Source organism: Cytobacillus stercorigallinarum (genome assembly GCF_014836495.1).
In the GTDB taxonomy this organism is placed as follows: Bacteria; Bacillota; Bacilli; order Bacillales; family Cytobacillaceae; genus Cytobacillus; species Cytobacillus stercorigallinarum.
In genome coordinates this window covers 93,277-116,712 of sequence record NZ_JACSQT010000010.1, presented here as the reverse complement: position 1 = coordinate 116,712, position 23,436 = coordinate 93,277, and the positions used below count along the sequence as shown (strand labels likewise).

Genomic DNA, 23,436 nt, shown 5'->3' with positions numbered 1-23,436 from the left:
TTTATCGTCGTTGAAAACAGTGTTGACAAGAAGGAATAAAATGACTCTTCTTTTTACACAATTATATGGACTTAATCATTCCGAGTGTTTTCCGACCCAAAAATGACCGTTTTCCCCGCTTTTTTTCCGTATTTTTTCACGTTTTATCGGGAGTTAAAATAGAAATCTCCGATAAGGGAGAGAAGAATAAGGCGGAGAAAAGAATTGGGGAGAGAAGAAAAAAGATGGCGAAAGATGAGGAGAAAACCTTCGGTCTCTTATTGGAATACTGCATGAGTAAACTATTGAAAAAAGCCTGATATAGCAAGGATAGTGAAAAAAAGAGTAAGGAAAGAGGGATGGAAAACTATTGATTTTATATTGAAAAAGAGAAGAAAAAATCCCGGATTCCTATTGAGGAAAACCCGGGAGAATATTGAATCAGAATCGAGAATCGGAAATGTTTATTTTAACGAAAATCGGTCCTGAATCGGAAAAGTTTATTTTAGTTCGGAAAAGTTTATTTTTGGGTTACAATACCAAAGTTAGTTTAGCTACTGCTTCCACATGCGTCGTCTGCGGAAACATATCCACCGGCTGCACCTCTACAGTCCGATACCCCCCATCCTCAAGCACCCTTAAATCTCGTGCTAATGTCCCAGGATTACATGACACATAAACAACCTTCTTCGGTTTCATGTCAATAATGGTTTGCAACAGTGCTTCGTCGCAGCCTTTTCTTGGTGGGTCGACGACGAGGACGTCTGCTTTGTGGCCTTTTTCGTACCAGGCTGGGATGATTTCTTCTGCTTTACCGACGGCGAAGTTTGCGTTGGTGATGTTGTTTAGTTCGGCGTTGCGTTTGGCGTCTTCGATGGCTTCGGGGACGATTTCGACGCCAAAGACGAATTTTGCTTTTTGGGCAAGGAAGAGTGAGATGGTGCCGATGCCGCAGTAGGCGTCGATGACTTCTTCTTTGCCTGTGAGTGCTGCGTATTCTAGAGCTTTGTCGTAAAGGACTTTTGTTTGTTCTGGGTTGACTTGATAGAAGGATCTTGCTGAGATGGCGAAGCGGACATCACCAATATAGTCATAGATCACTTCTTGTCCCCAGAGCACACGGGTTTCGTCGCCCATGATGACATTTGTTTTCTTGTTGTTTACATTTTGAACGATTGATTTAACACCTGCAATATTCTCTGTGATATCTGCGATGATTTTCTTTCTATTCGGTAGATCTTTAGATTTTGTGACAAGGACAATCATGACATCACCTGTCACTAATCCGTAGCGGGCCATAATATGACGAAGGTCGCCTTTATGACGCTGCTCATCGTATGCACGTACACCATTTTTATTGCAGATGTCTTTGACTTTTTGAATAACCTCATCATTTTTTTCTTGCTGAATGAGGCAAGATTTCATATCTATGATTTGGTGGGAACGTTGTTGATAGAATCCACCTATTAATCCGCCTTCATGTTCGCCGATCGGTACTTGCGATTTATTGCGGTAACGCCATGGATCGCTCATGCCAAGGGTTGGGTGAACAGTGACGTTTTCAAGCTTGCCTATTCTTGTTAGCACGTCACGGACTTGCTTTTGCTTGGCTAGTAGCTGGCCCTCGTAGCTTAAATGCTGGAGCTGGCAGCCGCCACATTCCTTGTAAATTGGGCATGGGGCAGTGACGCGATATGGGCTTTCTTCGTATGTTTCGATCAGTTTGCCGAAGCCGTAGCCTTTGCTTGTTTTAAGCACTTTAATTTGCGCTTTTTCACCTGGAAGGGCGTTGGGGACAAATAGTGGATAACCGTCGACCTTTGCCACGCCCGCTCCTTCATGGGTTAAATCTTCAAAAGTAACATCTATATAATCGTTTTTCTTAACAGGTAATGTTTGCTTCATTTCATTCTTCCTCTTCTCTTAAAATCCGTGCAAATCGCTAGTCAGATTGTAACATAAAAACAAGCGCAATACGAAAGGAGGTTTCTTCCTCAATTTAAAATAAAGGCTCTGTTAAATTTTAATGTTGATTTTTAGGAGAAAAGTTCGGGAAACCACTTCTCACTGGTTTCCCGAACTATTAAGGGCGAAAAAACTCTTTATTTGCGGAGATAATAATCACTTACGAAGCATTTTATAAAAAATATAAATAACACCAAATACTAAAAAGGAATAAGCAATCACAAGTGACTGTTCAATCTCTAAAAAACTTCTTCCCTTTGCCATAAATAGGAGTATTATTCCACAAATAATCATTACAATTCCGATTAAATACCTTTGCATTAAATGACCTCCAATTTCATAAGGGATTAATAAAATATTTTGCCCTAACAAATGGAAACTACACAGTAAATTTTGACTGTCGCAAACTGTCATATGTGTCTGTCATCTCAAATACAAATGATGTTAATAGGAATTCTTTTATATGTTGATTTGTACTTTCGTTACTACGACTATCAACAAATAAAAACCAAGCAAGGTAATTGTCAAGATACTTTGTAGCCACACCTTTAAAACGGTCTATCCATTGTTTTAAGCGAGAATGAAGACCGTTGACATTTTGGATGTGATATAAGCCCTTAATAACGTGTTTGCCACCGTCTGATTTAATACGGTAATGCTCTAAACCTTTTTCTTTTGCATAGGTTTTGTAAGCCCTCCAAGCATCGGTTACAATTACGTTTTCTTTGGATAGTTTAGAACCAATCAAGGTATCGACTTTCGGTTTTACAATACGCCCCATACAAGCAACTTTGAAGATGGTTGCTTTTGTTCGGTCTCTGGCAACGAGGACACAAACTTGTTCGTGGCTGATTCCTCTGTGCTTGGATTTTCCACCACGTTTACGAGGTTTACGGTCAGTAATGCCACGTTGTCCCTTTTGAGAGTATAGGAAATAGGTCTCGTCAATTTCAACGATACCTTCAAAATGTTCAACATCCAATTGCTTTAAAGCGTTTAACAGTTTGTGTCTCCAATAAAAAAGCGTAACCCAAGTAACCCCTACGATTTCAGCGGACTTTCGGAGGGAATAACCTTTGAACATACAATCAACAAATGTAATCCATTCGTTTCCTTTTCGGGTACGGTACAAGACGGTATTGGTTGTATCAGTAAAGGTTTTGCTACAAGCCTTACAACGATAACGTTGGCGACCATTGTACTTTCCGAATCGAACAACGTGTTCCGATGTACAATGAGGGCATTCAAAACCTTCTTTGAAGCGAGTTTCTCTCATTTCATTGATTAAACGACCACCTGCGGAGGAAGAAGGTTCAACATAGCGTTTAACCCATTGATAAACTTGTTCTTTTTGAGTGTGTGGCAATTTATCAATATGCTTTAATAAGTTGCTAAACGCTTTGCTCACCTTGAAAACCTCCTCGAATGTTCGTTCTTGTGTTAATTATATCAAGTTTTTTGACAGGTATCAAATATCAACATTTGCCTTTAACAGAGCCAAAATAAAAAAGCCATGCATTACGCATGACTAGTGATGTTTGCTTCAAACCGATCCTCCACCTCAAGAATAAACCCACGAAAATACTTCTCAAAATAAGGATGACGATGAATCCCTTCCGCATCAGTAATGAACTGGAAGCTTGCATGCGGATGTACGAGCTTCTCATCAAGTGCTTTTGTAGCTTCTATTGTATTAGGTACCATATCTCTAAGAATATTTGGATACTCGTCCCCTTCTTTTTCACCCACGTACCAGAAAATATGTTTCTCATCCGAGATGGCTGGTTGTTTTTGCAAGAATGATAGAAAGTCAGGGTACCAGAGAGAAGCTGATAGTAAGAAATAATAGTCGAAATCATTTCGCCTTGTTAATAAAGAATAAAGGGAGACGAGCGCTCCGAACGATGCGCCTGCGATGCCTACATGCTTCGGATCTATTGATAGCTGAAATTCTTTATGTAAAAAAGGTAATAGCTCCTCTTTCAACATCGATAAATATGTATCTGCCTCACCCTCATAGCCATAGTCATCTACTTTTGCATACCAAGGAGTGTATTCTCTATTACGATCGATCGGGTCCACACCTACAAAGGCGATATGCTTTAGTGGGTGGTGTTCGAAGTGCGCAAATAAATAAGAGCCATCTTGAACAATAATCGTCAGTTGCGGTGTTTCATTTTCTGGTAAAAGAATCGACAGGTTATATTCTTTCCATTGCCATTTTTTCATGGTTTCCCCTCTTCCCTTTTTTCAAAAAAAGCTACTGAGGCAGCAATCACGACAGTAGCTTTTATTCATTCTTAACCTTGATAATCAGGGCGATCTTGTTTACGTATTTGATTGAGTGGTACAAATACATCTAAATGACGATACAAATTCACAAATTCAGCTGGGGTGTCCCCACCATACTCGCCATCAAGGTTCAGCATGACCGGATCTTTTGAATACACTTTTATTCTATTCGCTTTTGCATAAATAACATGTGGATCATTGACATGCTCACCACGCAGGGCAAGTGTGGCAATGCGAATAAATTCTGCTAGATTGGTTTTCTTCAAAATCAATAAGGTGAACATGCCATCATTAATGGATGCATCTGGAGCTAATTTTTCAAAACCGCCGACAGAGTTTGTTAAAGCGACAAGGAATAACATCGCTTCTCCTTCAAAAACTTTGCCATCGAATTCAATTGTGACATCAGCCGGTTTAATACTTGGTAGCATTTCTATTCCTTTTAAATAGTAGGCAAGTTGACCAATCATCGTTTTTAGCTTACTTGGGACTTCATATGTGAGCTCTGTAATACGACCGCCACCAGCGATATTAATAAAATACTTTTCATTCATACGGCCAATATCAACAGGAATCTTCTCACCTTTGACAATAATATCCGCTGCCGCTTCTACATCACGCGGGATGTGCAATGCACGAGCAAAATCATTCGTTGTCCCTGTCGGAATAATACCGAGTTGCGGGCGGAATTCCTGCTCTGCAAGTCCATTGACGACTTCATTAATCGTACCATCTCCACCAGCAGCTACGACAAGGTCATATTTTCTCTCTACTGCAAGCCTTGCAGCCTTTGTCGCATCACCTTCGCCTGTTGTCGCGTGACAAGAAGTTTCATATCCTGCGCGTTCGAATTTCTCTAATACTTCTGCAAGATGTCTTTTAAAAATTTCACGACCAGAAGTTGGATTATATATAATTCTCGCTCTTTTCATTACCCATCATCCTATAAAATAAAATAAGTGCTTATATCTGTTTTTACTGTTCTTTATACTGTAATGAGCCATTCGTTCCATCATTTTACATCATACATTGTCCATAATCAGATAGCAATATTTAACCATTTCCTCTTGCCCTATCCTATTCTAATTAATCTCGACCGTTTAGACAAGTTTCATACCTATCTCTATCATTATTTAAGGAATATTCAGATTCCCACATTTCCCTTTTCTTTTATATTATAATCAACAAAGAAGCGAATGTGCGAAAGAGGAGTGACACCATCGTGACAATACATAATTGGCGTAAACCATTATTATTTATTTTTATACTATTAACCGTTACATTAACGGCATGTGCCACTGAAACAATAACCGAAGAACAAACAACATTTTCACCAACGTTAACAGCCCACTATATTGATGTAGATCAAGGAGATGCGACACTATTACAAGGTGAAGATTTTACGATTTTAATAGATAGCGGGAGACATGATGGCGATGAAGTCGTACCCTATTTACAATCAGTTGGGGTAAAAGAAATTGACTTACTCGTTGGCTCTCATCCCCATGCTGATCATATTGGGCAAATGCCTGAAGTCCTTGACTCTTTTCCTGTCAAAGAAGTGTGGATGAGCGGAGCAGAAACAACGTCGAAAGTATATGAAGACGCATTAGATGCCATTATTGAAAGTGAAGCAGCTTTCCATATACCAAGAGCGGGCGAATCATTTACTATTGGTTCAGCCCAGATTGATATTCTTCATCCATCATCTGTTGATGAAGATTTGAATAATAGCTCGATTGGGATGAAGGTCACGTATAAAGAACAATCGTTTCTCTTCACAGGCGATGCTGAAACTTCAGCCGAAAATGAGATGCTTGCTTCAGGTAACTTAGAAGCAGATATTTTCAAAATCGCTCATCATGGTTCAGATACATCTAATAGCGAGGCATTTATAGAAGCAATCGATCCTGAAATCGCTATTTACTCTGCTGGTGCCGACAACTCTTACGGTCATCCGCATCAAGAAGTATTGAACCGCCTTCAGCAAATGAATATAAACGTGTACGGAACGATAGAAAATGGGACGGTGATCATTCAATCAGATGGTAGAGATTATCTCGTTGAAAAAGGGGTAAAAAAACAGAAAGATACCAAAGCTAACGAGGGAGTTGCAAGTGAAAGTTGTCCCGCAAATCATGTGAAAATTAATGAAGCGAATAGCGAAACACTGCAACAAATCCACGAAATAGGTCCAGATCGTGCCGAGGAAATCATCGAGAAAAGACCTTTCACTTCCTATGATGACCTGCAACGCATTGATGGTATTGGTCCAGCCAAAGCGAAAGAAATTGAAGCCCAATCTATGATTTGTTTTTAAAAGGAGTGGTGTCGAGTGATGAAAGCTGTTTTAGATAGGATAGAAGAAGGTAAAGCTGCGCTCCTAGTCGGTGATGAGCAGGTAGAAAAAATAATCGAAACTCATCTCCTACCTCCTGACGCAGCCGAAGGTACATGGCTCCTTATTACAATGAAGGAAGACGAAATAACTGAAATCATCATCGATCACGAAACAACAAAAGCCGCCAAAGAAAGAATCCAACAAAAACAAGCGAAGTTATTAAATAGAGGCAGCCGCTTTAAAAAAGAATAACCAACTACTGCGAGATAGCACATCACTATTAAACTAAAAACCCCCTAAGTGGACTCTTTAGTCCAACTTAAGGGGTCACTTCAGGTTTGATGTGTTTTTTATTTAAACATACAAGATAAAGGGTTCATTTCTTTCTGTCGGCAAATTAACATTTATGAACTAAAAAATATATTTCATTCACTTATTAGTAGTTCTCTAATTCCTCTTCCATATCTGCTAATAATCTTTCTGGTTCCACAACCACGGAATATCCATTAATCCAAAAAACTGATACTTTCAGTTCATCTTTTATCATTCCAGGCAGCCAATTATTTAGAAATTCATCTAAGTTTATTTTTGCTGGCTTATACCCTTTCCAATCGCCCATAGCACAAATTTCCGCAAATTCACTCTTTGGCCAGAATGGAACTAAATTTCTTCCTTCTGAATCTTCTGTTTCTGCCCAACCTTCTTTATATAGCCCCCAGACTTCTTCATAATCAACAACTTTTTTTATAAAATAATCGTATCGCTTATGAGCAGGTAACTCCTTGACTATATCCACTTCTTTATTCATATTATACATACTCCTCTATAATCTATATACGATGACTGATTGAATATAATATATTGAACCCTTCTTTTACCATTCATCCTCACGGGTGATAAATAAATGGCACAATGATAAGCAAGAGGGCTATCATCGTCATTGTTTTCGTTAGAGGCTTTGATAGCTTCTCTCTTCCTTCCCCCTTACACCAACCAGAAAATTGCCATTTATTCCGGTAGAGCACAAATAATAGAAGTAATATACCAAGAAAGCCCATCCAAGGTTGCGTAACCGTTTCTCCTCCTATTGTATAGACAGCTGTTAACGCCGCACTACCTAGCCAGCCTAACACTAAAAAGATAGCGATAATTCTTACAAGTTCAAAGACAATCGTCATTGTTTTGTCACTCCTTTTTATAGACAACTTCAAAGTCTTCACATACGACGAGGAGTTTTTCATGAAAGTCTTTGCCTAAAGGTGCTAACTCTCGTTTAAAAAAGGCTTCATGTACCTCTCTCCAATAGCCAAGCGAACGATCTCCCTCTCCTTCATTAAATGCATGACTCTCTGTCACTTCATCAAAAGGTACGATTGTTACACTTGTCGTTTTTACAATTGCTTGTGGCAGCCCTTTACCATCAAGAATAATATTCAACTGTCCGACTTGCGGTAACTCTTCATTTTCTAACTCGTATAAAAGGTAATTGGATGCTGTTGCTGTTTTCTTTCCTTCTGTAACTAGTTCCGCCAAAGCTTCCGCCATTTCCTCACTATCACCGAACGCCCATGCTGCATAAGTATCTGGCGCTTCTGGTTGTTGTTGTCGATATTGCTGCCACATTTTATCTATCGCTGTCTGACCCATCTTTTATTCTCCTGTTCACTTCTTCTATTATTTGTTGCATTGTCTCCTCTTTACTTAAGGTGCCATCGATGATTTTATCTGCATCCATCCTGGCTGTCTCAAGCATATGGATATAGGCGCCTCTACCCTTCTCTAAATAAAAACGGAGATCGTCGTGTATATCTTCTAAAAGCTCAAAATCTCTTACAATCCTTCGTGCAAGAGCTATATCAAGCGGTGTATCTATGAAAAAGGACAAATCAATTTCAGAAGCTAACGCTTGATGAAGATAAGAAAAAGGAAAATCTAAAATAATATAAGCATAGTTTTGTTTAAATCGCTGTACCGCTTCTACAATCGGAGTGATGTCCCATGCGTGAGGGTCCGCACCCTTTTCAATCCATTGGATGATACTACTCGGTCCTGCTAACGCAAACCCATCAAAATGGAGCGCCACAGCATGTGGCAACTGATTGACCAAAGCCTTCGTTATCTCTGTTTTCCCTCCACCAGAAACGGCTGCAATTGCAATAATGAAGCTGTTTTTCTCCTTTATAAACGTCTCAGATTTCACCTTTTCTGATTCATCTCCCCTATATTCTGATGTCGATTATTTTCTATCTTATAAAAATAAGTGATTTCAAAAGCGAAATAACCAATCAGCAATCCGCCGCCCATTGCAGAATGGAGTCCATTAAAAATTAAAAGAGGAATAAAAGCTAAAGAACCCGTCAGGATACCTATTGTTAAGGCTCTCACACAATCACTCCTTTTACCATTTTATCTTAACAAATATTGGATGGTCCAACCACCGTCAATCAGTTTCTTAATGCATTTACTTTCACAAGTTTCAGACCATCAAAACATAACAATAACTATTTTGCTATTAAATCACTCTCCATTCCTACTGAGGAGTATGAGATGATAATTAAAAAAGGCTATATATACCAAAAATAAGAGACCATTCTCTTGTTTTTTCTTATAGTAAAAATTAACTATTAGTTTTTTTATTTTACAAATAATTTACATAAATTAGTTAAAAGATATCATTACATTTATTTACCAGTATGCTACAAGAAAAGGAGTGTGCACCTATTTTTACCTACCTATTTTTTCCTATTTACTTCTTTTCTATCATTTTTTACATTTTATAGAATATTATTGAAATGAAATCGGAAAATTTGTAAGATTAAATCATCTCTTGTAATAAAGAGAAATTTTGCATAAAAAGGGGAGAAAGTAATGAAAAAAGGACTAATTGCAGTATTCGCGTCCGCATTAATTATTGGGGGAGGGACTTTTGCTTCAGCAAATGCTACTAATGACTTGGAAATCAAAACTGCTAATTTCGATTCGTCTAAAAAAGTAGCAGAAGTTGAACCAGAAGCAATTCCAGCTGTAGCAGCTGCAGGATTTGTAGGCGGTGTAGCTTTTAAAGCTGGTACAAAAGCTACTTCATGGTTATTGGACAAATTAGGTAACAACGCTGAACAGCCTGCAGTAGAGTATGACAAAGACCTTGATGTTGTGTTTGATTAATTAAATAATTCAAGGAGTAGTGGAACATTATAATTCCTCTACTCCTCTAATTAATTCTCCCCTCACTAAAAAGATATGGAAGGTAAAATTATGAAAAAAAAAATGATTACAATTTTAATAATTTGTTTATCAATATTTACAATCTTTCACTTTTCGATAATAGCATTGTCTACAGGTCCACTTAACCCAGTATCTATGAAACAACAAAACTTTTTTCATTCATATATGCATCCCCTATTATTCCAACAATGGAACCTATTCGCCCCAGAGCCAGTGTCGCATACAGACAGAATTGCAATAAAAGTAATGAACAATCAGGGGGATGAATCGGAATGGTTCGATATTGGCCGTCCTTTATTAGATAAAAATCAAAATAATAGTATAAGCCCATATAATAGAGCAGCCAGAATTCCTACTGGGTTAGTACAAAATCTCTTTGAAGAAGAAGAGATAATTGCAAAATTCAAAGAGAAAAGTGAAGATGATAGCGATAAATTCCTAGATAAAAATGAAGAAAAAGTAAGGCACGAAAATCACATTGATCAACTTTATAGGTTTAGTTTTTCTATGGCACAATTAATTGAACACCCAAATAACATAGAAAAGGTCAAAGTAAGAGTTATAAATGACACTCCCGTTCCTTACTCGAAAAGAAATGATCAGAATTATAAAACTGAAGAGTTGTTTGTAGAATATGATTGGAGAGAATTTAGAGGAGAATTTAAAGAAGTTGTCACTATAAAATAAAGGAGGAAAGAAATCGAGTGGAGAAAATTAATAATATAAATCACTTTTATAATAAGTTGACTACTCAAAATCATTTAATTGGAGCAAGCTTATTAAGAATACTCTTTGGTATAATTATTTTATATAATTACATTGTAAACTATGGTATGCGTCATTTTTTCTGGCATGATTCTGGTGTCATTAGTGATGAAGTATACAATTCTATGTATAAAGTATTCTTTTCGCCTTATGGACTAAATGATTCAGTTTTGTATTTTGAAATTTTATATCATAGTGGTTTTATTTTTGCTTTATTATTTACTATTGGGTTCGGTGGGAAAATTGTCCATATTTTAAATTATATCTTCTATTTATCATTAATTAGTAGGAATTCGTTAATAAGTGATGGTGGAGATAATATAATGTCATTATGTCTACTCTATATGATATTTTTGAATACTACCGCCTATTATTCAATAAAAGTAAAACCTCAATGGTCATTTCCAAAAATTCTTCCAGAAGTAAAATCTGTATTGCATAACTTTGCTTTATTGTTTATCATCGTGCAAATATGTATTATGTACTTTTTTTCTGGTATATTTCAAGTAATGGGAGAAAAATGGAATAATGGTACTGCTCTTTACTACATTTTACAAGTGGATACATTTTCAAAACCTTTCTGGGAACAGATTCTTACAAGCAATGATTATTTCATTGTATTATTTACTTATGCTTCTATTTTAGTTAAATTAGCTTTTCCGTTCTCATTGTTCAATAAATGGAGTAAATATGTAATTGTGACACTTATGATGGGTTTCCATTTAGGTATCGCAATAGCAATGGGATTAATAACCTTTTCTGCAATTATGATTGCTATTGAAGTACTTGTATTCTCTGATAAAGAGTATAAAAAAGCTTTTTCTTTTCTAAATAAGCTTAAATTTTTTAAAGGTTCTTCACAACAAAAAAAGCAGAAAGGAACAACATCTTTGAATAAGGAAGTGGTATAACTTGAAAAAACAAAATTTTCAAATCACTTATTTGTATGAAAACACAACAAAAGAAAATATTGAACTTTGGCTATCTAAACCAATAGAATCAAGCACGCAAAATAATATAGAGATAAGTTCAACCATTGAACCTCATAAGGTTAATGATTATTCTTTTTTAAATCCTATCTGGTATTACAATTTAAAACCCACTGAGAAATTGAAAATCAATTACCGATATACTGGAAATAGGTTAAAAAATAGAATTAATCAAAGTAAAATAACCGAAGAAGAGAAATTGTTCTTTTTAAGATCAACTAAGCTGATTCCTGTAAATAAAGAAATTAAAGAGCAAGCGCTATCTATCATAGGCGATGCTAAGACAGATTATGATAAGGCTCATCAAATATATAAGTTTATTACTAAAAACTTTAAGTATTCTACACGGTTTGATGAAAGAGGAGTTTTTTCGTTTTTAAAAAGAAAAAAGGGCGATTGCGGAGAATTTGCAGCACTTTTTTGTTCTTATTGTAGGGCATTAAATATCCCATCAAAGATACTCTATGGTACTTGGACTCTTAAAAAGTTTTCGCCTCATTCTTGGAGTGAAGTTTTTATAGAAGGAAAGGGTTGGATACCAGTTGACCCAAGCATGGGTAGGCTTAAATTCTTTTACCATCCTTTTCTAAATATTTCTACTGCTATATATTATGGTGTACTCTCTAATAAGAATAAATACTTTGGAGATCATGAGGGAAAGAGATTTGCCTTCTCAATAGAACCAGAAAGAACACTTGAACCAAATTATGAAGATAGTCATTCTCATTTTAATACCGTTGAAAAAGCTTGCATTGCAGGAAAGGAAATAGCTTGGGGGTATGAGTCTGTTGATGGTAAAGCACCATTTTTACAGCCGATATATCCAAGGATACATAGTAAAGAAAAAAAGACTCCCTATAAATTATTGTTTGGTACTTGGAAAGGGAAGCATTTAGAAGTTACGAATGATTTAAGTTATAAAATTAAAACAACAAGTTTCACGATAGGATTTCTTGTATTGTTCTTAGAAGTTTTAAACGAATATTTAATTTACGACCCTATGTTTAATTACGTATTACCATTCCTCTCTTTTCCATTAATCCTTATTGGAACGATACTAAGTTTATTTAGAAAAGAAGGAAATACTCTAATTTATATTTTAGGCTTTATATTTGTGTTATCATTCATGGGTTTAATTGGCACATACCTTACTTAAAGATAGCAAATTGGGAGTGTTAAAAATGAAGGTTTTAATTTATGATGGTGAATGCAATATGTGTAGTAGGTTTATCCGATTTATTGTAGATATGAATACAAATTCAGAATTAAAAATTACTGATTTTAATAGTAATTGGACAAAAGCTAATTATGAAACAAATACAAATATTGATAGCATGATTTTTATTGATAATTCAAAGGAATATATTTATTCAGATGCAGTTATAAAATTAATGGCCTCTACTCATTTTATTTTCAAACCATTATTAATAGCTCTAATTATTCCAAGAACAATTAGAGATGGGATTTATAAGTTTATAGCAAAAAGAAGAAGACAAATAATGACCAATAAAGCTTGTCCAGTTATCAATCAAAAGGCAAAAAAAATGTTCTTATTTTAACTAGACAACAAATTTAAGGAGGGGAAAGATTGAAAGCAAAAACTATAGTATGTTGGTCAGAAAGAAAATTCAATAGGAAGCTTAATGAGTTTTTATCCGACACAAAAATTGAGGTTATTGACATAAAATATTCTTCACCAGTAATTTTATTTAGTGCATTAATTTTATATAAGTAAATCTCAAGTCCATGCTTCCAATCTATATATAAAAAGGGCTATAAGTCCTTTTTTTGTTGTATCTCTCTCAATCTGGACGATTTTTAAAAATACAAGTTATCTCCATGCAAAAGGAGTTATTCAATTTTCCCAGTTATAAAGGTAGAGTTTTTGGAATAGTAATTATCCTACTAATCTTTTGTTTATAAATACGTTTTATTTATATTAAACATTTGTATTCAAAACGTACTTTTATAAAGATAATATGATATGGATATAAATGATTAACATATAACGGCGTAGATAATTTACTCAATAAATAAAGTGTTGATTAAAAATAAGGACAGATGTGCATGAATTAGAATGAAGATAAAAAGCTTTAAGGTTCCACCAATTTAATAGCTTCATCGTATTCAGATTTAAGCACATCGCCTTTTGTTAATTTTGCTATAGAATTTAATTCTTCAAGTGATCTATTCTTTTCTCTATACTCCTGGGTTGCTCTTCATCCGTCTCTTTTAGTTTAGGTCGTGTGAACAATCAATCGCTGTTAGTTTTTCATTCACTTCCTTGCTGTTTCTTCCTTTCTTTTACAAAAATATAAAACAAGTACAGTCCAATGAGGCTATAGGTAATAAACATACCAATGATCAGCTTACTAGATTCAGATAATGCCGTTTCCTTAAGTAAAATATCTGGTAGAAACAATGCGAGTAAAACAACTGGAATAATGATCGTTTTGCTCCAAATGGAGAAAGCAATGATGAGTAGGAATACAACGCTCCCTATCACAATACTGCCGATTTCTCCAAAATGGACTATTGGTGTGTCTATCATTGTGTCCAAAAATAATACTGACAGATAAAACAGCATACTAACGATGATTGGTAATGATAAGATGAATATTTCCTTTGTTACGGATGACTGCTTTTTTGATGTATATTTCAATACGATGGCAACACCAATAATAAATAGTAAGGTATAAACAATGATACCAATGATATGAAATAGACTATAAGCCAGTTCTCCGCCATTAATTAAATCTCCGAATATGGTAAAAGCAATCGGTCCCAGTAAGACAAGAGGAAAGTACTTTGTCCATGAGGCAAGATCTGATTTCATTTCACCTGAAATGCTCTCCATATATGCACTTGGGGAGTCTCCTACAACTTGGTCAACCGATTTACCATTTGCTTCTGCTTCTAATAGATGATCTTCGAGTTCTTTTGTAATCTCCTTAATTTCGTTGAGGTTTTTTCCACTTGATAGTAAATAAATATGCAAGTCCTCAAGAAATTTCTTACTCTTCTGTGTTAATGACATTTTTTCCACCTCCACTATTCCATTTCTTTTTTTAGGACGGCATTTACGCTTTTCTCTAGCTGTTGCCAGCGTAGGCTAAATTCCACTAATGCTTGCTTGCCTTCTTTTGTAAGAGAATAATATTTTCGCTGTGGCCCAGCTGTCGATGCCCTGCGAACAGAAGTGACTAATCCTTCTCGTTGCATGCGCATGAGTAGCGGGTAAATTGTCCCTTCACTGACTGCATCAAAACCATACTCACCTAGCCGTTCAGCCATTTCATAGCCATAGCACTCTTTACCATCAATAATCGCTAACAAACAGCCATCGATTATCCCCTTCATCATTTGTGTGTGTGACATTTCTATTCCACCCATTTCACTATCTTGTTTTACAAGGTATATAAACAGTATAAAAGATACTATCTTGTAAAACAAGGGTTATAATATTCATTTTTCAATAAAAGCGAAGTAATTCCAACGTTTTGTTGACACTATTCCCCTTGCCTATCTGTGGCAGAATAATGAAACAAATAACCGAGAAATGTTTTTCTCGGTTATGTTTTCGATATCTATCCATCCATATCCATCGATTGGTCTTTATGACGCTTTAGCACATTATCTAGCGCTAGATATGATTGATTAACAATAGCTAAACAAATTGAAATGGCTAAAAGAACAAGATCGAATTCTATACCAAAGAAGCCATCCCCAATCTTTACCATAATAATTGCACCAACCATGATGAGAGCAAATAGAACAGAAATTAACCTTGTTCCAACTCCTATTACCAACGCAATCCCACCGATGAGTTCGATTAATGCAACCATATAAGCAGTGAAACCTGGCAACCCTAAACTTTCAAAAAATCCAACTGTGTTGTGTATACCATCTTGAAACTTACTCAGACCATGCATAAAAAAGATGACGCCTAAAACCACTCTTAAAATAGCAGCAGCAATTTGATTTTTCTTTACCATTATTCACTCTCCTTCCATTTATCTTTTTTCTTATTGTTATCGTTACATGAAAAAACCGTTAATTCAAACTATTTTAGTCAGAATTAACGGTTTATTAAAAAAACACTACTTTATCCCTGTAATTGGTTACAGACGTAGGACCTAAAAACACCTAAAAGACTAAACGCTTATTCATAACGCAATGATTCAATCGGGTCAAGCTTTGAGGCTTTACTTGCAGGTAATATACCAAAGATGACACCAATTAGCATAGAGAATAGCATGCCTCCAGCAATGACTTGCCAACTCATGAGAGAAGGCCAACCCGCAAATAAACTAATTAATGTTGTCACACCCCAGCCAAGCAGAATACCGACTACACCACCAATGAAGGTAAGAGTAATTGACTCTATGAGGAATTGAGTTAATACTTGCTGCCTCGTTGCGCCTAACGCTTTTCTGATGCCGATTTCACGCGTACGCTCTGTGACAGAAACGAGCATGATATTCATGACACCAATTCCACCAACAAATAATGAGATTCCGGCAATACTACCAATAATCATCGTCATAATTGTTGTGACTTGACCGAGTCCTTCAGCGATTTCTTCCATATTTAATACTTGGTATGCTTCTTCGGTGTTATAGCGACTGTTCATAAGAGAGGCTGCTTTCTCCCCTGCCTGCTGTAAATCATCTGCAGAATTAGTTTGCAATGTCACTTGCGATATATCACTACTACCATAAATCGTTAGCCAAGTCGAACTAGGCAAATAAACTTCCATACTACCGAAGGAGAAAATCCCCGTTGGTTTTTCTAGCACACCAATGATTTCAACCGGTTGAGCACCAAGGCGAATCACCTCACCCACTGCTTCTTCTCCTTCAAATAGCTCTTCTTGAAGTGATTGACTAACAATAACAGCCCGTTTTCCACTTAAGAAATCTGCTGTTGTAAAACCTCTTCCATCTGATAGATTTAACGGGTTCAATTGAAAATAAGATTCGTTAATCCCCATTAAAGTTGCTTCTATCTGTTGATCTCGAAACTGGACAGGACCGAATTCTAAGCTTGACGCAACAACCCTGTTCACTTCATCAATTTCCTCTAAAGCGCGAATATCCTCTTGTGAAAACGCCGAGGCATACAATGCATTGGGATTTGCCATTATCTCTTCATCTGACGGTTGATAAAATAAATCAATCGTATTTCCCGGGCCTGTGAGTTGTGATTTCAACATTGCTTCCCCGCCCTGGCCAATAGCAACGACAATAATAACAGAGCCAACACCGATGATGATCCCTATCATTGTAAGAATGGAGCGCAGCTTATGTGCCATTAACGAACTAAGTGCCATTTTTATGCTTTCAAGAAGGCTCAAAGTCATCGACCCCCTACTTGGCGCTCATTTTCGACAATGATACCATCGCGGACGAGAATTCTACGACTCGCATAAGCAGCGATTTCCGGTTCATGTGTTACCGTTACGATCGTGGTACCTTCTTTATTTAGTTGGGTAAAAAGCTCCATAATATTTTCACTCGTTTTCGTATCGAGCGCGCCTGTCGGTTCATCAGCCAGTATCAACTTCGGTTCATTGACAAGTGCACGGGCAATAGCTACCCGTTGCTTCTGTCCACCTGATAACAAACTCGGAAGCTGTTCCATTCGGTCTTCTAAACCTACCTTAATGAGCGCACGCTCAGCTTTAGCCATTCTTTCTTTCTTATTCAAACCACTATAAATCATCGGTAGTTCGACATTTTTTAAAGCCGATAGCCTTGGTAGTAAATGAAATTGTTGAAATACAAAACCAATGGAACGATTTCTAATTTTCGCTAGTTTTACTTCAGAATATTGCGATATATCCTCACCGTCTAGTTGATAGGTTCCATTCGTCGGTCGATCAAGACAACCAATAATATTCATTAATGTCGATTTTCCAGAACCCGACGGCCCCATGATTGCGAGCGACTCTCCGTTTTCAATCGTTAAGTCAATGCTTTGTAAAATATCGACCATTTCATCGCCTATTTGATAAGACTTTGTGATTTCTCGTAAATGAATCATTCCGCTTCCACTTCCAAGCCATCACTCAAGTCATCAGAAGGATTAGTAATCACATCATCATCAGTTGTTATACCATCTAATATCTCTATCTTATCACCAGTGGCAACGCCTACACTCACGTTTTGACGATGAGCTTTTCCATCTTTTAGAAGATAGACATAAGAATCACCATCAGCAGATAACACAGACTCAGATGGGACAGTAAGTGCCTTCTTACTACTTGTCTCCACTTCAATAATTAATTGAAATCCTGTTCGCAATTCAGTAATGTCATCTTCAATTTCAACCGTCATGCCATATTGCGCTGGGGTCGCTTCACCAGAGACTGACTGGCTGTTTTCATCTGGCATTAACCCGATGAAATTAACCTTTCCCTTCCATTCCTTATCAGGTAGTACATCTGTCCGAATCGTCGCTTTCATCTCTTTCTCGACCTTTAAAGACTCAAATTCTGATAAAACACCACGCGCTACCATTTCATCCGTATTACCAATATGGATGACTGGCTGCTGCGCCATCGGATCCGTTGGTTGATCTTCATTCACTTGTAAAATCGTTCCATCTAATTTACTTTTAATCTCTAAATCTTTTTGTTGTTCTTCAATTTCTTTCTTCTCTAAAAGAAACTGTCGGACCTCTAAATTTGCCATTCTTAAATCTAATTGCAGCTGATCTCTTTCCGGTTCTATTTGCTTAGCGGCTTCTTTTTTGCCAACGGTATCACGCAATTCCTTTTCTTGATCTGAGAGTCGATCTAATTGTTTGTCCACTTGATTGATTCGTAAATAACCAGATTCAATCTGTAAACTCAACCTTTCAAGCTCCATCGCCACTCGCGTATCATCATACTTTGCGACAGCTGTACCTTTTTCAACAGCATCGCCTTCCTTAACAAGGATTTCAGCAATTTCTTCACCTTCTACACCGGGGTACACTTTCTGTTCATTTTTCAAAGATAATGTACCTGGCACAATTAACGTATCTGTAATTACTTCATTCTCTGCATTCGCAGTCGTTACAGAAGGTCCTTTCGCAAAAGCTTGATGGTAGACGCTAGCACCTATCATCATCACGACTACACTTACCACTCCAACAATGATCCAAGTTTTTTTCTTCATATTTACCTTACACCACCGTAGAAGCAACTAAAGCGAAGACCAGACTAATAATAAAGAAAGCAATCGCTATACCGTAAGCAACCCCTTTACTTAATCCCGCCACTTTATGCAAACCTAAACCGACAAGAATTGTTTGCCATATGGAGAAAACTTCAATACTTGCCCAAACACTGGTAGCTTCTGTATTTAATACAGCTGCTAAACTCGTCACATTTAACTCTGGATTGCCACCAATTATCATACGAATCACACCATTCAAGATGAGTCCAATCACACTAATAACCAGAATGTATGTATTCATTGAAAATAGCTGCTTAAATGACACATCCGAACTAGCAATTTTACAAATTAATAGATAAATAGCTGAGGAAATTAACACCGTGAAAACGGGTGAAATAATGCCCATAATTACAAACGTAATCAGTGAAAACATATACATCATGTCTTGCTCAGCTGGAGATAAATCCTCAATTCCAAGATAAGCTGGATCCATCGACAAAGCGGTGATAATCATACCAACTGTAAATAATAACGACACCAACAATAACGGTACCCAGATTTTCGGTTGTTGCTTAATCCGCTCAAATTGCTCTGATGGATTGGCAATCATCCCGAACAAACGAGGTTTCTTTGGTTCTTCCACTTCATGCTTTAATTCAGCTTCCATAAAAAATCTCCCCTTTTAAAATTTTCTACAATTATGTATACGTGGTGCGAATTGTAAAGTTTCATTTTTTTGGAAAATAATTTCAATAAAGACACTGAATGCTTAAATGAAAGGGAGGGGAAGTTAAAAGGGAACGTTTTAAAAGGAGAAACATTTAGTTTTCACATAATAAAGAATCAATCAGTGGAAAAAGAAGCGGCGAAATTCATAATAAGATTGAGAACGAAGAGGGCAGCATTCAATTATGCTAGCAAAACTTACTGGTAACTTTGAGAGAGGAAATGAAAGGTAGTGGTAAGGAGAATCAGTAATAGGGTAACGCCCTTTTTGGGGTGCCTGATGAGATGTCTCATCAGGCACTATTTTGATGGAAACGCTGGCTGAAGTACTTGATTTTTTCATGTTTAAAAGCGCATTTTTTTGCGACGTCCTCAATTTACAGTGCTGATTTGAGAGACCGCCATTCTCCATCATATTACACTCTCAAACCAGATTCCCCGTTTAAGAGCAGTGTTACACTTTTACATAAAGACTCATTATTGTTCGTCAATGTATTCCCCAGCAGTTTGCTCAGCATTGAATGTCCAATTTACACGAAGCTGATCACCTTGAAATTGATTTTGGTCTTGTCCATTGTCAACAAATTCAAATAACACAAACATTTTTTCTTTCTCCCCTGCCGGGATGCCATCCGGTATTTGTCCACCGCCAACGAATGTATCAATAGCCGTTAAATCTGGCTCTGTATTCGATAATTCTGCCAATGTAGTTTCAACAACTGGGACGGTTGCGCTGCTTGTATTGTACATAATTGTTACTTTGATATGGTCAGCGAAGTCTTCTACATTATCCCCATTTGCATCGACGACAGAGTAATCTGTTTGTAGCAGTACTTTATGAATATCTAATGTCCCATTATTCTCTAAAGTGAATTCTCGATAGATTTCATCACCTGGTTTAATATTATCAATATTCACGACAAAATCCGGATTTACAGCTAAATCTAGCGTTCCTGCTGCAAAAGTATTTTCAGTTGCAAAACTATCACTAAAATAAGCATAAGTTCCTCCAGTAATTAATGATAATCCAAGTGCAGCTGTCATCAGATTCTTTTTTGTTAACTTAAAATTTAATCCCATGTAAACATTCCTCCTAAATATATGTTTCACTTCCCCTTAGTAGGGAAGAGAGTTACTGCGTATATACCTCTTTTGGTTTTCTTTCGCTAGGTTGCACAAAGGCAGAGAAGAGTAAAATAATGCCTGGAATAATCATTAATAATGCAGCTCCTACTTTGGTTTGTGCGGTATGTAGCACATAGCCTAGATAGGGAATAGTCACACCGGCATATTCCCCAACCACATGATGTGCTGGGACTTCCCATCTATCAACAGCGTCATTATTATCACCTTTAGTCGTGTAAGTAATGGCTCCATCTTTTAAAGACGTTTCTACTATTCTATGTGTGATAAGGATCTCATCAAGTTTGAAAGTAATAATATCTCCTGATTGATAGGTTTTGTTTTCTTCTGTTTTGTTAATCGCTATCACTGAACCTGTTTTAAATAATGGCTCCATTGATCCAGAAAGCACTGTTTTAAACTGGTATCCAAAGAGATTAGGTTCATTACCGGTAAAACGTGCGAAAAGCATGATAAATAATAAAACACAGATAAGCAGAAATAGTAGATTACCAATTAATCGCAGTGTCCATTTTGCTAGACTTAACAATATGAATGACTCTCCTTTCATAAAAAACTTCATCGATTTTCTCTGCTAACATTAATATAACTGAAATATCTGATAAATAAATTGGGTTATTTTTATCTGTAATTAGACCTAATAAAGCGTGTGATTCATATAGAAGATGATAGAGATGCGAGTCCAAAGTCGCGTTTTATTAACCCAATCGCTGACATATTGACGTAATATTAAATTTTCAGAATAATTATAATTGTTTACAGAAAATAATATGAGGTGATTGTTTTGAAGAAGAAGAATTTTACTAAGAAAGTGATATTACCTACTGCATTAGCCTTGTCCGTCACATTCGCAGGGTTTTCTCCATTGTCCACATATGCAGCGATTCAAACAGAGACCAATGAAGTCATCTGGCAAGCACCGAAAGGGTTAAATAAAGAGGAGGTTGTACAAGCTTATTTACAAGACCAGCTGAAAGATGAGACCCAATCTAAAGCGCGATCAAGTAAAAAGAGTGTGAATCAATTTAAAATTATTGATGAACATGTTGATAAACAAATAGGAACGATTCATATGAAAACCGTTGAGCAAGTTGACGGGGTCCCAGTTTATGGCTCAGGTCAAACCATTTCGCTAGATGAAAACTTAAATGTTTATGCTTCTATCGGGGAAGTAAATGATGAGTTAGTGAAAGTAAATATAAATACAACTCCTAGTATTACTAAAGAAGAAGCAGAGTCTCATGCGAAAGCTGCGATAGAAAATGAAGTCGGTGCGATAAAAGATTATGATGGCATTGAAACAGAACTAATGGTATTTCCAAAGAATGATGAATACCATCTAACTTATTTAGTAAAAGCCTCTACTTCCATTCCTGTGCCTGGTTATTTCCATTATTTTATTGATGCACATACAGGTGAAGTACAACATCACTTTAATGCCCTTCATTCTGCGGAGCCGGAAACAGAAACTGTCAGTGCTCGTGGATTAGACTTATTTGGCAAAATGCAAAATTTCAATGCAACAAAGAATATTGAAACGGGCAAAACCCATTTGTATTCATTGGAAACTGTCAAAAACCGTTCGGTACCAATTCATACGTATGATGCAGCAAGAATGGGTGAAACGCCTTTTATCCTTTTATCTGCTTTACTAGGATTTACAGGTTTTGAAGTAGAGACAGCGTCAAACTTCTTCTACGATCCAGCAGCCATTTCTGCTCAACAAAACTCGATAAAGGTAAACAAATACTTTCAAAATCAACATGATCGTAATAGCTTAGATAACGATGGTATGAAAATAATAAGCACCGTGCACATAGGTGAAAAATGGAATAATGCCGCGTGGAACGGGAAACAAATGCTTTATGGAGACGGTGATGGTTCATACTTCAGCTCACTAGCAGGGGCACTTGATGTTGCAGGACATGAAATGACACACGGAGTAATTACAAATACAGCTAATCTAACGTATGAAGGTGAATCAGGAGCACTAAATGAATCCATTGCTGATATCTTCGGTGTGTTAGCAGAGAATCATTTCAAAGCCGAAGAAGATAGAAACTGGCTAATAGGTGAAGATGTATATACACCTAATATCGCGAATGATGGCGGCCTTCGTTCATTAGAAGATCCGAAAGCCAATGCGCTTCACCCCAATTATGGCCTGAAAGATAACCGTTATCCTGATCATTATGATGATCGATATTTAGGGGAATTGGATGAAGGTGGCGTTCATATTAACAGTAGTATAAATAATAAAGCAGCCTACCTTATTGCTGAAGGTGGAGAACATTACGGTACAACTGTGAATGGAATTGGATCAGATAAATTAGGCAAAATCCTCTATAAAGCATTAACAGTCTATTTAGTGCCATCATCTAATTTTTCCGAGATGAGAGAAGCTATGGTCCAATCTGCACGTGATTTATATCCTGATAAAAATGGAGAGCCTTCCGCTGAAACAGCTGCTGTAATGGCTGCCTATGATTCTATCGGAGTGTTAGAATGATCACTGCATACTAAGAGCTGAGCTGCATCTAAACGAACAAACGCTATTAATTATAGCCTTTGTTCGTTTTTTTATTGCTAGCGTTTAAAATTCATTGTGCCTTAAAGTCATTCTATGATTCCCACTCATAGATCTATAAACTTTTTGCATTTCCATTGTTTTTATCTAAATCATGTGCACACCCATCTCTCTCTTAAGTGATGCACAATTTTACTTTAGCTCTTCCTTTCTCACTTTTACACGCAATCTCCTCTACTATCTTCTTGTTTATAACCTTATGAATTCCCTCCTTTATACTCTCTACATCTATCAGACAAAATACCCACTAATGATTATAAT

At 36.6% G+C, this 23,436-nt stretch carries 27 protein-coding genes; 8 read left to right on the top strand and 19 right to left on the bottom strand.

Going from position 1 to position 23,436, the window contains the following annotated elements; translation table 11 throughout:
* Positions 1-510: 510 nt before the first annotated feature.
* The 5 genes from rlmD to H9655_RS18080 form a co-directional block, all read right to left on the bottom strand.
* On the bottom strand, positions 511-1,884 hold the full coding sequence (gene rlmD, locus H9655_RS18100; protein ID WP_191816649.1) for a 23S rRNA (uracil(1939)-C(5))-methyltransferase RlmD: 1,374 nt from the start codon (positions 1,882-1,884) through the stop codon (positions 511-513).
* Positions 1,885-2,100: 216 nt separating this feature from the next.
* Positions 2,101-2,265, bottom strand: coding sequence for a hypothetical protein (locus tag H9655_RS18095; RefSeq protein WP_155986770.1), 165 nt, complete (start codon positions 2,263-2,265; stop codon positions 2,101-2,103).
* 58 nt (positions 2,266-2,323) lie between these two features.
* Positions 2,324-3,352, bottom strand: coding sequence for an IS1595 family transposase (locus tag H9655_RS18090; RefSeq protein WP_191816648.1), 1,029 nt, complete (start codon positions 3,350-3,352; stop codon positions 2,324-2,326).
* Positions 3,353-3,462: 110 nt separating this feature from the next.
* A complete protein-coding gene (locus H9655_RS18085; RefSeq protein WP_191816647.1) occupies positions 3,463-4,173 on the bottom strand; it encodes an alpha/beta hydrolase in 711 nt (236 codons plus the stop codon).
* 71 nt (positions 4,174-4,244) lie between these two features.
* Positions 4,245-5,168: a diacylglycerol kinase gene (locus H9655_RS18080; RefSeq protein ID WP_191816646.1), complete on the bottom strand. Its 924-nt coding sequence runs from the start codon at positions 5,166-5,168 to the stop codon at positions 4,245-4,247.
* Between the two features lie 290 nt (positions 5,169-5,458).
* Between H9655_RS18080 and H9655_RS22860 the strand changes: the two genes are divergently transcribed.
* On the top strand, positions 5,459-6,556 hold the full coding sequence (locus H9655_RS22860; protein WP_191816645.1) for an MBL fold metallo-hydrolase: 1,098 nt from the start codon (positions 5,459-5,461) through the stop codon (positions 6,554-6,556).
* Positions 6,557-6,574: 18 nt separating this feature from the next.
* Complete coding sequence (locus H9655_RS18070; RefSeq protein WP_225230737.1) at positions 6,575-6,829, top strand: DUF3006 domain-containing protein; 255 nt, start codon at positions 6,575-6,577, stop codon at positions 6,827-6,829.
* Between the two features lie 184 nt (positions 6,830-7,013).
* On the opposite strand, the gene H9655_RS18065 is transcribed toward H9655_RS18070, so the two are convergent.
* The 5 genes from H9655_RS18065 to H9655_RS18045 form a co-directional block, all read right to left on the bottom strand.
* On the bottom strand, positions 7,014-7,385 hold the full coding sequence (locus tag H9655_RS18065) for a DUF2750 domain-containing protein (protein WP_191816643.1): 372 nt from the start codon (positions 7,383-7,385) through the stop codon (positions 7,014-7,016).
* 79 nt (positions 7,386-7,464) lie between these two features.
* Positions 7,465-7,755: a hypothetical protein gene (locus H9655_RS18060; protein WP_191816642.1), complete on the bottom strand. Its 291-nt coding sequence runs from the start codon at positions 7,753-7,755 to the stop codon at positions 7,465-7,467.
* 7 nt (positions 7,756-7,762) lie between these two features.
* Positions 7,763-8,224: an ASCH domain-containing protein gene (locus tag H9655_RS18055; protein ID WP_191816641.1), complete on the bottom strand. Its 462-nt coding sequence runs from the start codon at positions 8,222-8,224 to the stop codon at positions 7,763-7,765.
* A complete protein-coding gene (locus H9655_RS18050; RefSeq protein ID WP_191816640.1) occupies positions 8,202-8,777 on the bottom strand; it encodes a nucleoside/nucleotide kinase family protein in 576 nt (191 codons plus the stop codon). The genes H9655_RS18055 and H9655_RS18050 overlap by 23 nt, the downstream gene beginning before the upstream one ends.
* Positions 8,774-8,962, bottom strand: a complete 189-nt coding sequence (locus H9655_RS18045; protein ID WP_191816639.1) for a hypothetical protein — start codon at positions 8,960-8,962, stop codon at positions 8,774-8,776. Before H9655_RS18045 ends, H9655_RS18050 begins: the two co-directional genes overlap by 4 nt.
* 483 nt (positions 8,963-9,445) lie before the next feature.
* On the opposite strand from H9655_RS18045, the gene H9655_RS18040 reads away from it, so the two are divergent.
* The 5 genes from H9655_RS18040 (at position 9,446) to H9655_RS18020 (ending at position 13,115) form a co-directional block, all read left to right on the top strand.
* A complete protein-coding gene (locus tag H9655_RS18040) occupies positions 9,446-9,742 on the top strand; it encodes a hypothetical protein (RefSeq protein WP_191816638.1) in 297 nt (98 codons plus the stop codon).
* 90 nt (positions 9,743-9,832) lie between these two features.
* On the top strand, positions 9,833-10,489 hold the full coding sequence (locus H9655_RS18035; RefSeq protein WP_191816637.1) for a DUF5819 family protein: 657 nt from the start codon (positions 9,833-9,835) through the stop codon (positions 10,487-10,489).
* A gap of 17 nt (positions 10,490-10,506) precedes the next feature.
* Positions 10,507-11,478, top strand: coding sequence for an HTTM domain-containing protein (locus tag H9655_RS18030; RefSeq protein ID WP_318245514.1), 972 nt, complete (start codon positions 10,507-10,509; stop codon positions 11,476-11,478).
* 1 nt (position 11,479) lies between these two features.
* Entirely contained in the window at positions 11,480-12,712 is a 1,233-nt protein-coding gene (locus H9655_RS18025) for a transglutaminase-like domain-containing protein (RefSeq protein ID WP_191816636.1), read from the top strand.
* A gap of 25 nt (positions 12,713-12,737) precedes the next feature.
* Entirely contained in the window at positions 12,738-13,115 is a 378-nt protein-coding gene (locus H9655_RS18020; RefSeq protein WP_191816635.1) for a thiol-disulfide oxidoreductase DCC family protein, read from the top strand.
* Between the two features lie 713 nt (positions 13,116-13,828).
* On the opposite strand, the gene H9655_RS18015 is transcribed toward H9655_RS18020, so the two are convergent.
* The 9 genes from H9655_RS18015 to sipW all read right to left on the bottom strand — a co-directional run bounded on the left by H9655_RS18015 (position 13,829) and on the right by sipW (position 21,117).
* A complete protein-coding gene (locus H9655_RS18015) occupies positions 13,829-14,593 on the bottom strand; it encodes a DUF1129 family protein (protein WP_191816634.1) in 765 nt (254 codons plus the stop codon).
* Between the two features lie 14 nt (positions 14,594-14,607).
* Positions 14,608-14,934 (bottom strand): PadR family transcriptional regulator, encoded by a 327-nt coding sequence (locus tag H9655_RS18010; protein ID WP_191816633.1) that lies wholly within the window; start codon positions 14,932-14,934, stop codon positions 14,608-14,610.
* A gap of 209 nt (positions 14,935-15,143) precedes the next feature.
* Positions 15,144-15,551 (bottom strand): DoxX family protein, encoded by a 408-nt coding sequence (locus tag H9655_RS18005; RefSeq protein ID WP_191816631.1) that lies wholly within the window; start codon positions 15,549-15,551, stop codon positions 15,144-15,146.
* Positions 15,552-15,718: 167 nt separating this feature from the next.
* Complete coding sequence (locus tag H9655_RS18000) at positions 15,719-16,912, bottom strand: ABC transporter permease (protein ID WP_191816629.1); 1,194 nt, start codon at positions 16,910-16,912, stop codon at positions 15,719-15,721.
* Positions 16,913-16,914: 2 nt separating this feature from the next.
* Positions 16,915-17,601 carry an ABC transporter ATP-binding protein gene (locus tag H9655_RS17995; RefSeq protein ID WP_191816627.1) on the bottom strand — a complete coding sequence of 229 codons (687 nt, stop codon included), beginning with the start codon at positions 17,599-17,601 and terminating at the stop codon, positions 16,915-16,917.
* A complete protein-coding gene (locus H9655_RS17990) occupies positions 17,598-18,719 on the bottom strand; it encodes an efflux RND transporter periplasmic adaptor subunit (RefSeq protein WP_191816625.1) in 1,122 nt (373 codons plus the stop codon). Before H9655_RS17990 ends, H9655_RS17995 begins: the two co-directional genes overlap by 4 nt.
* A gap of 7 nt (positions 18,720-18,726) precedes the next feature.
* The gene (locus tag H9655_RS17985) at positions 18,727-19,386 is read right to left on the bottom strand and encodes a Yip1 family protein (RefSeq protein WP_191816623.1); all 660 of its coding nucleotides are present in this window, start codon (positions 19,384-19,386) and stop codon (positions 18,727-18,729) included.
* Between the two features lie 536 nt (positions 19,387-19,922).
* Positions 19,923-20,525, bottom strand: a complete 603-nt coding sequence (locus tag H9655_RS17980) for a TasA family protein (RefSeq protein WP_191816621.1) — start codon at positions 20,523-20,525, stop codon at positions 19,923-19,925.
* A 52-nt stretch (positions 20,526-20,577) separates the two neighbouring features.
* Positions 20,578-21,117, bottom strand: coding sequence for a signal peptidase I SipW (gene sipW, locus H9655_RS17975; RefSeq protein WP_225230729.1), 540 nt, complete (start codon positions 21,115-21,117; stop codon positions 20,578-20,580).
* A gap of 255 nt (positions 21,118-21,372) precedes the next feature.
* On the opposite strand from sipW, the gene H9655_RS17970 reads away from it, so the two are divergent.
* Positions 21,373-23,097, top strand: a complete 1,725-nt coding sequence (locus tag H9655_RS17970; RefSeq protein ID WP_191816619.1) for a M4 family metallopeptidase — start codon at positions 21,373-21,375, stop codon at positions 23,095-23,097.
* Positions 23,098-23,436: the final 339 nt, after the last annotated feature.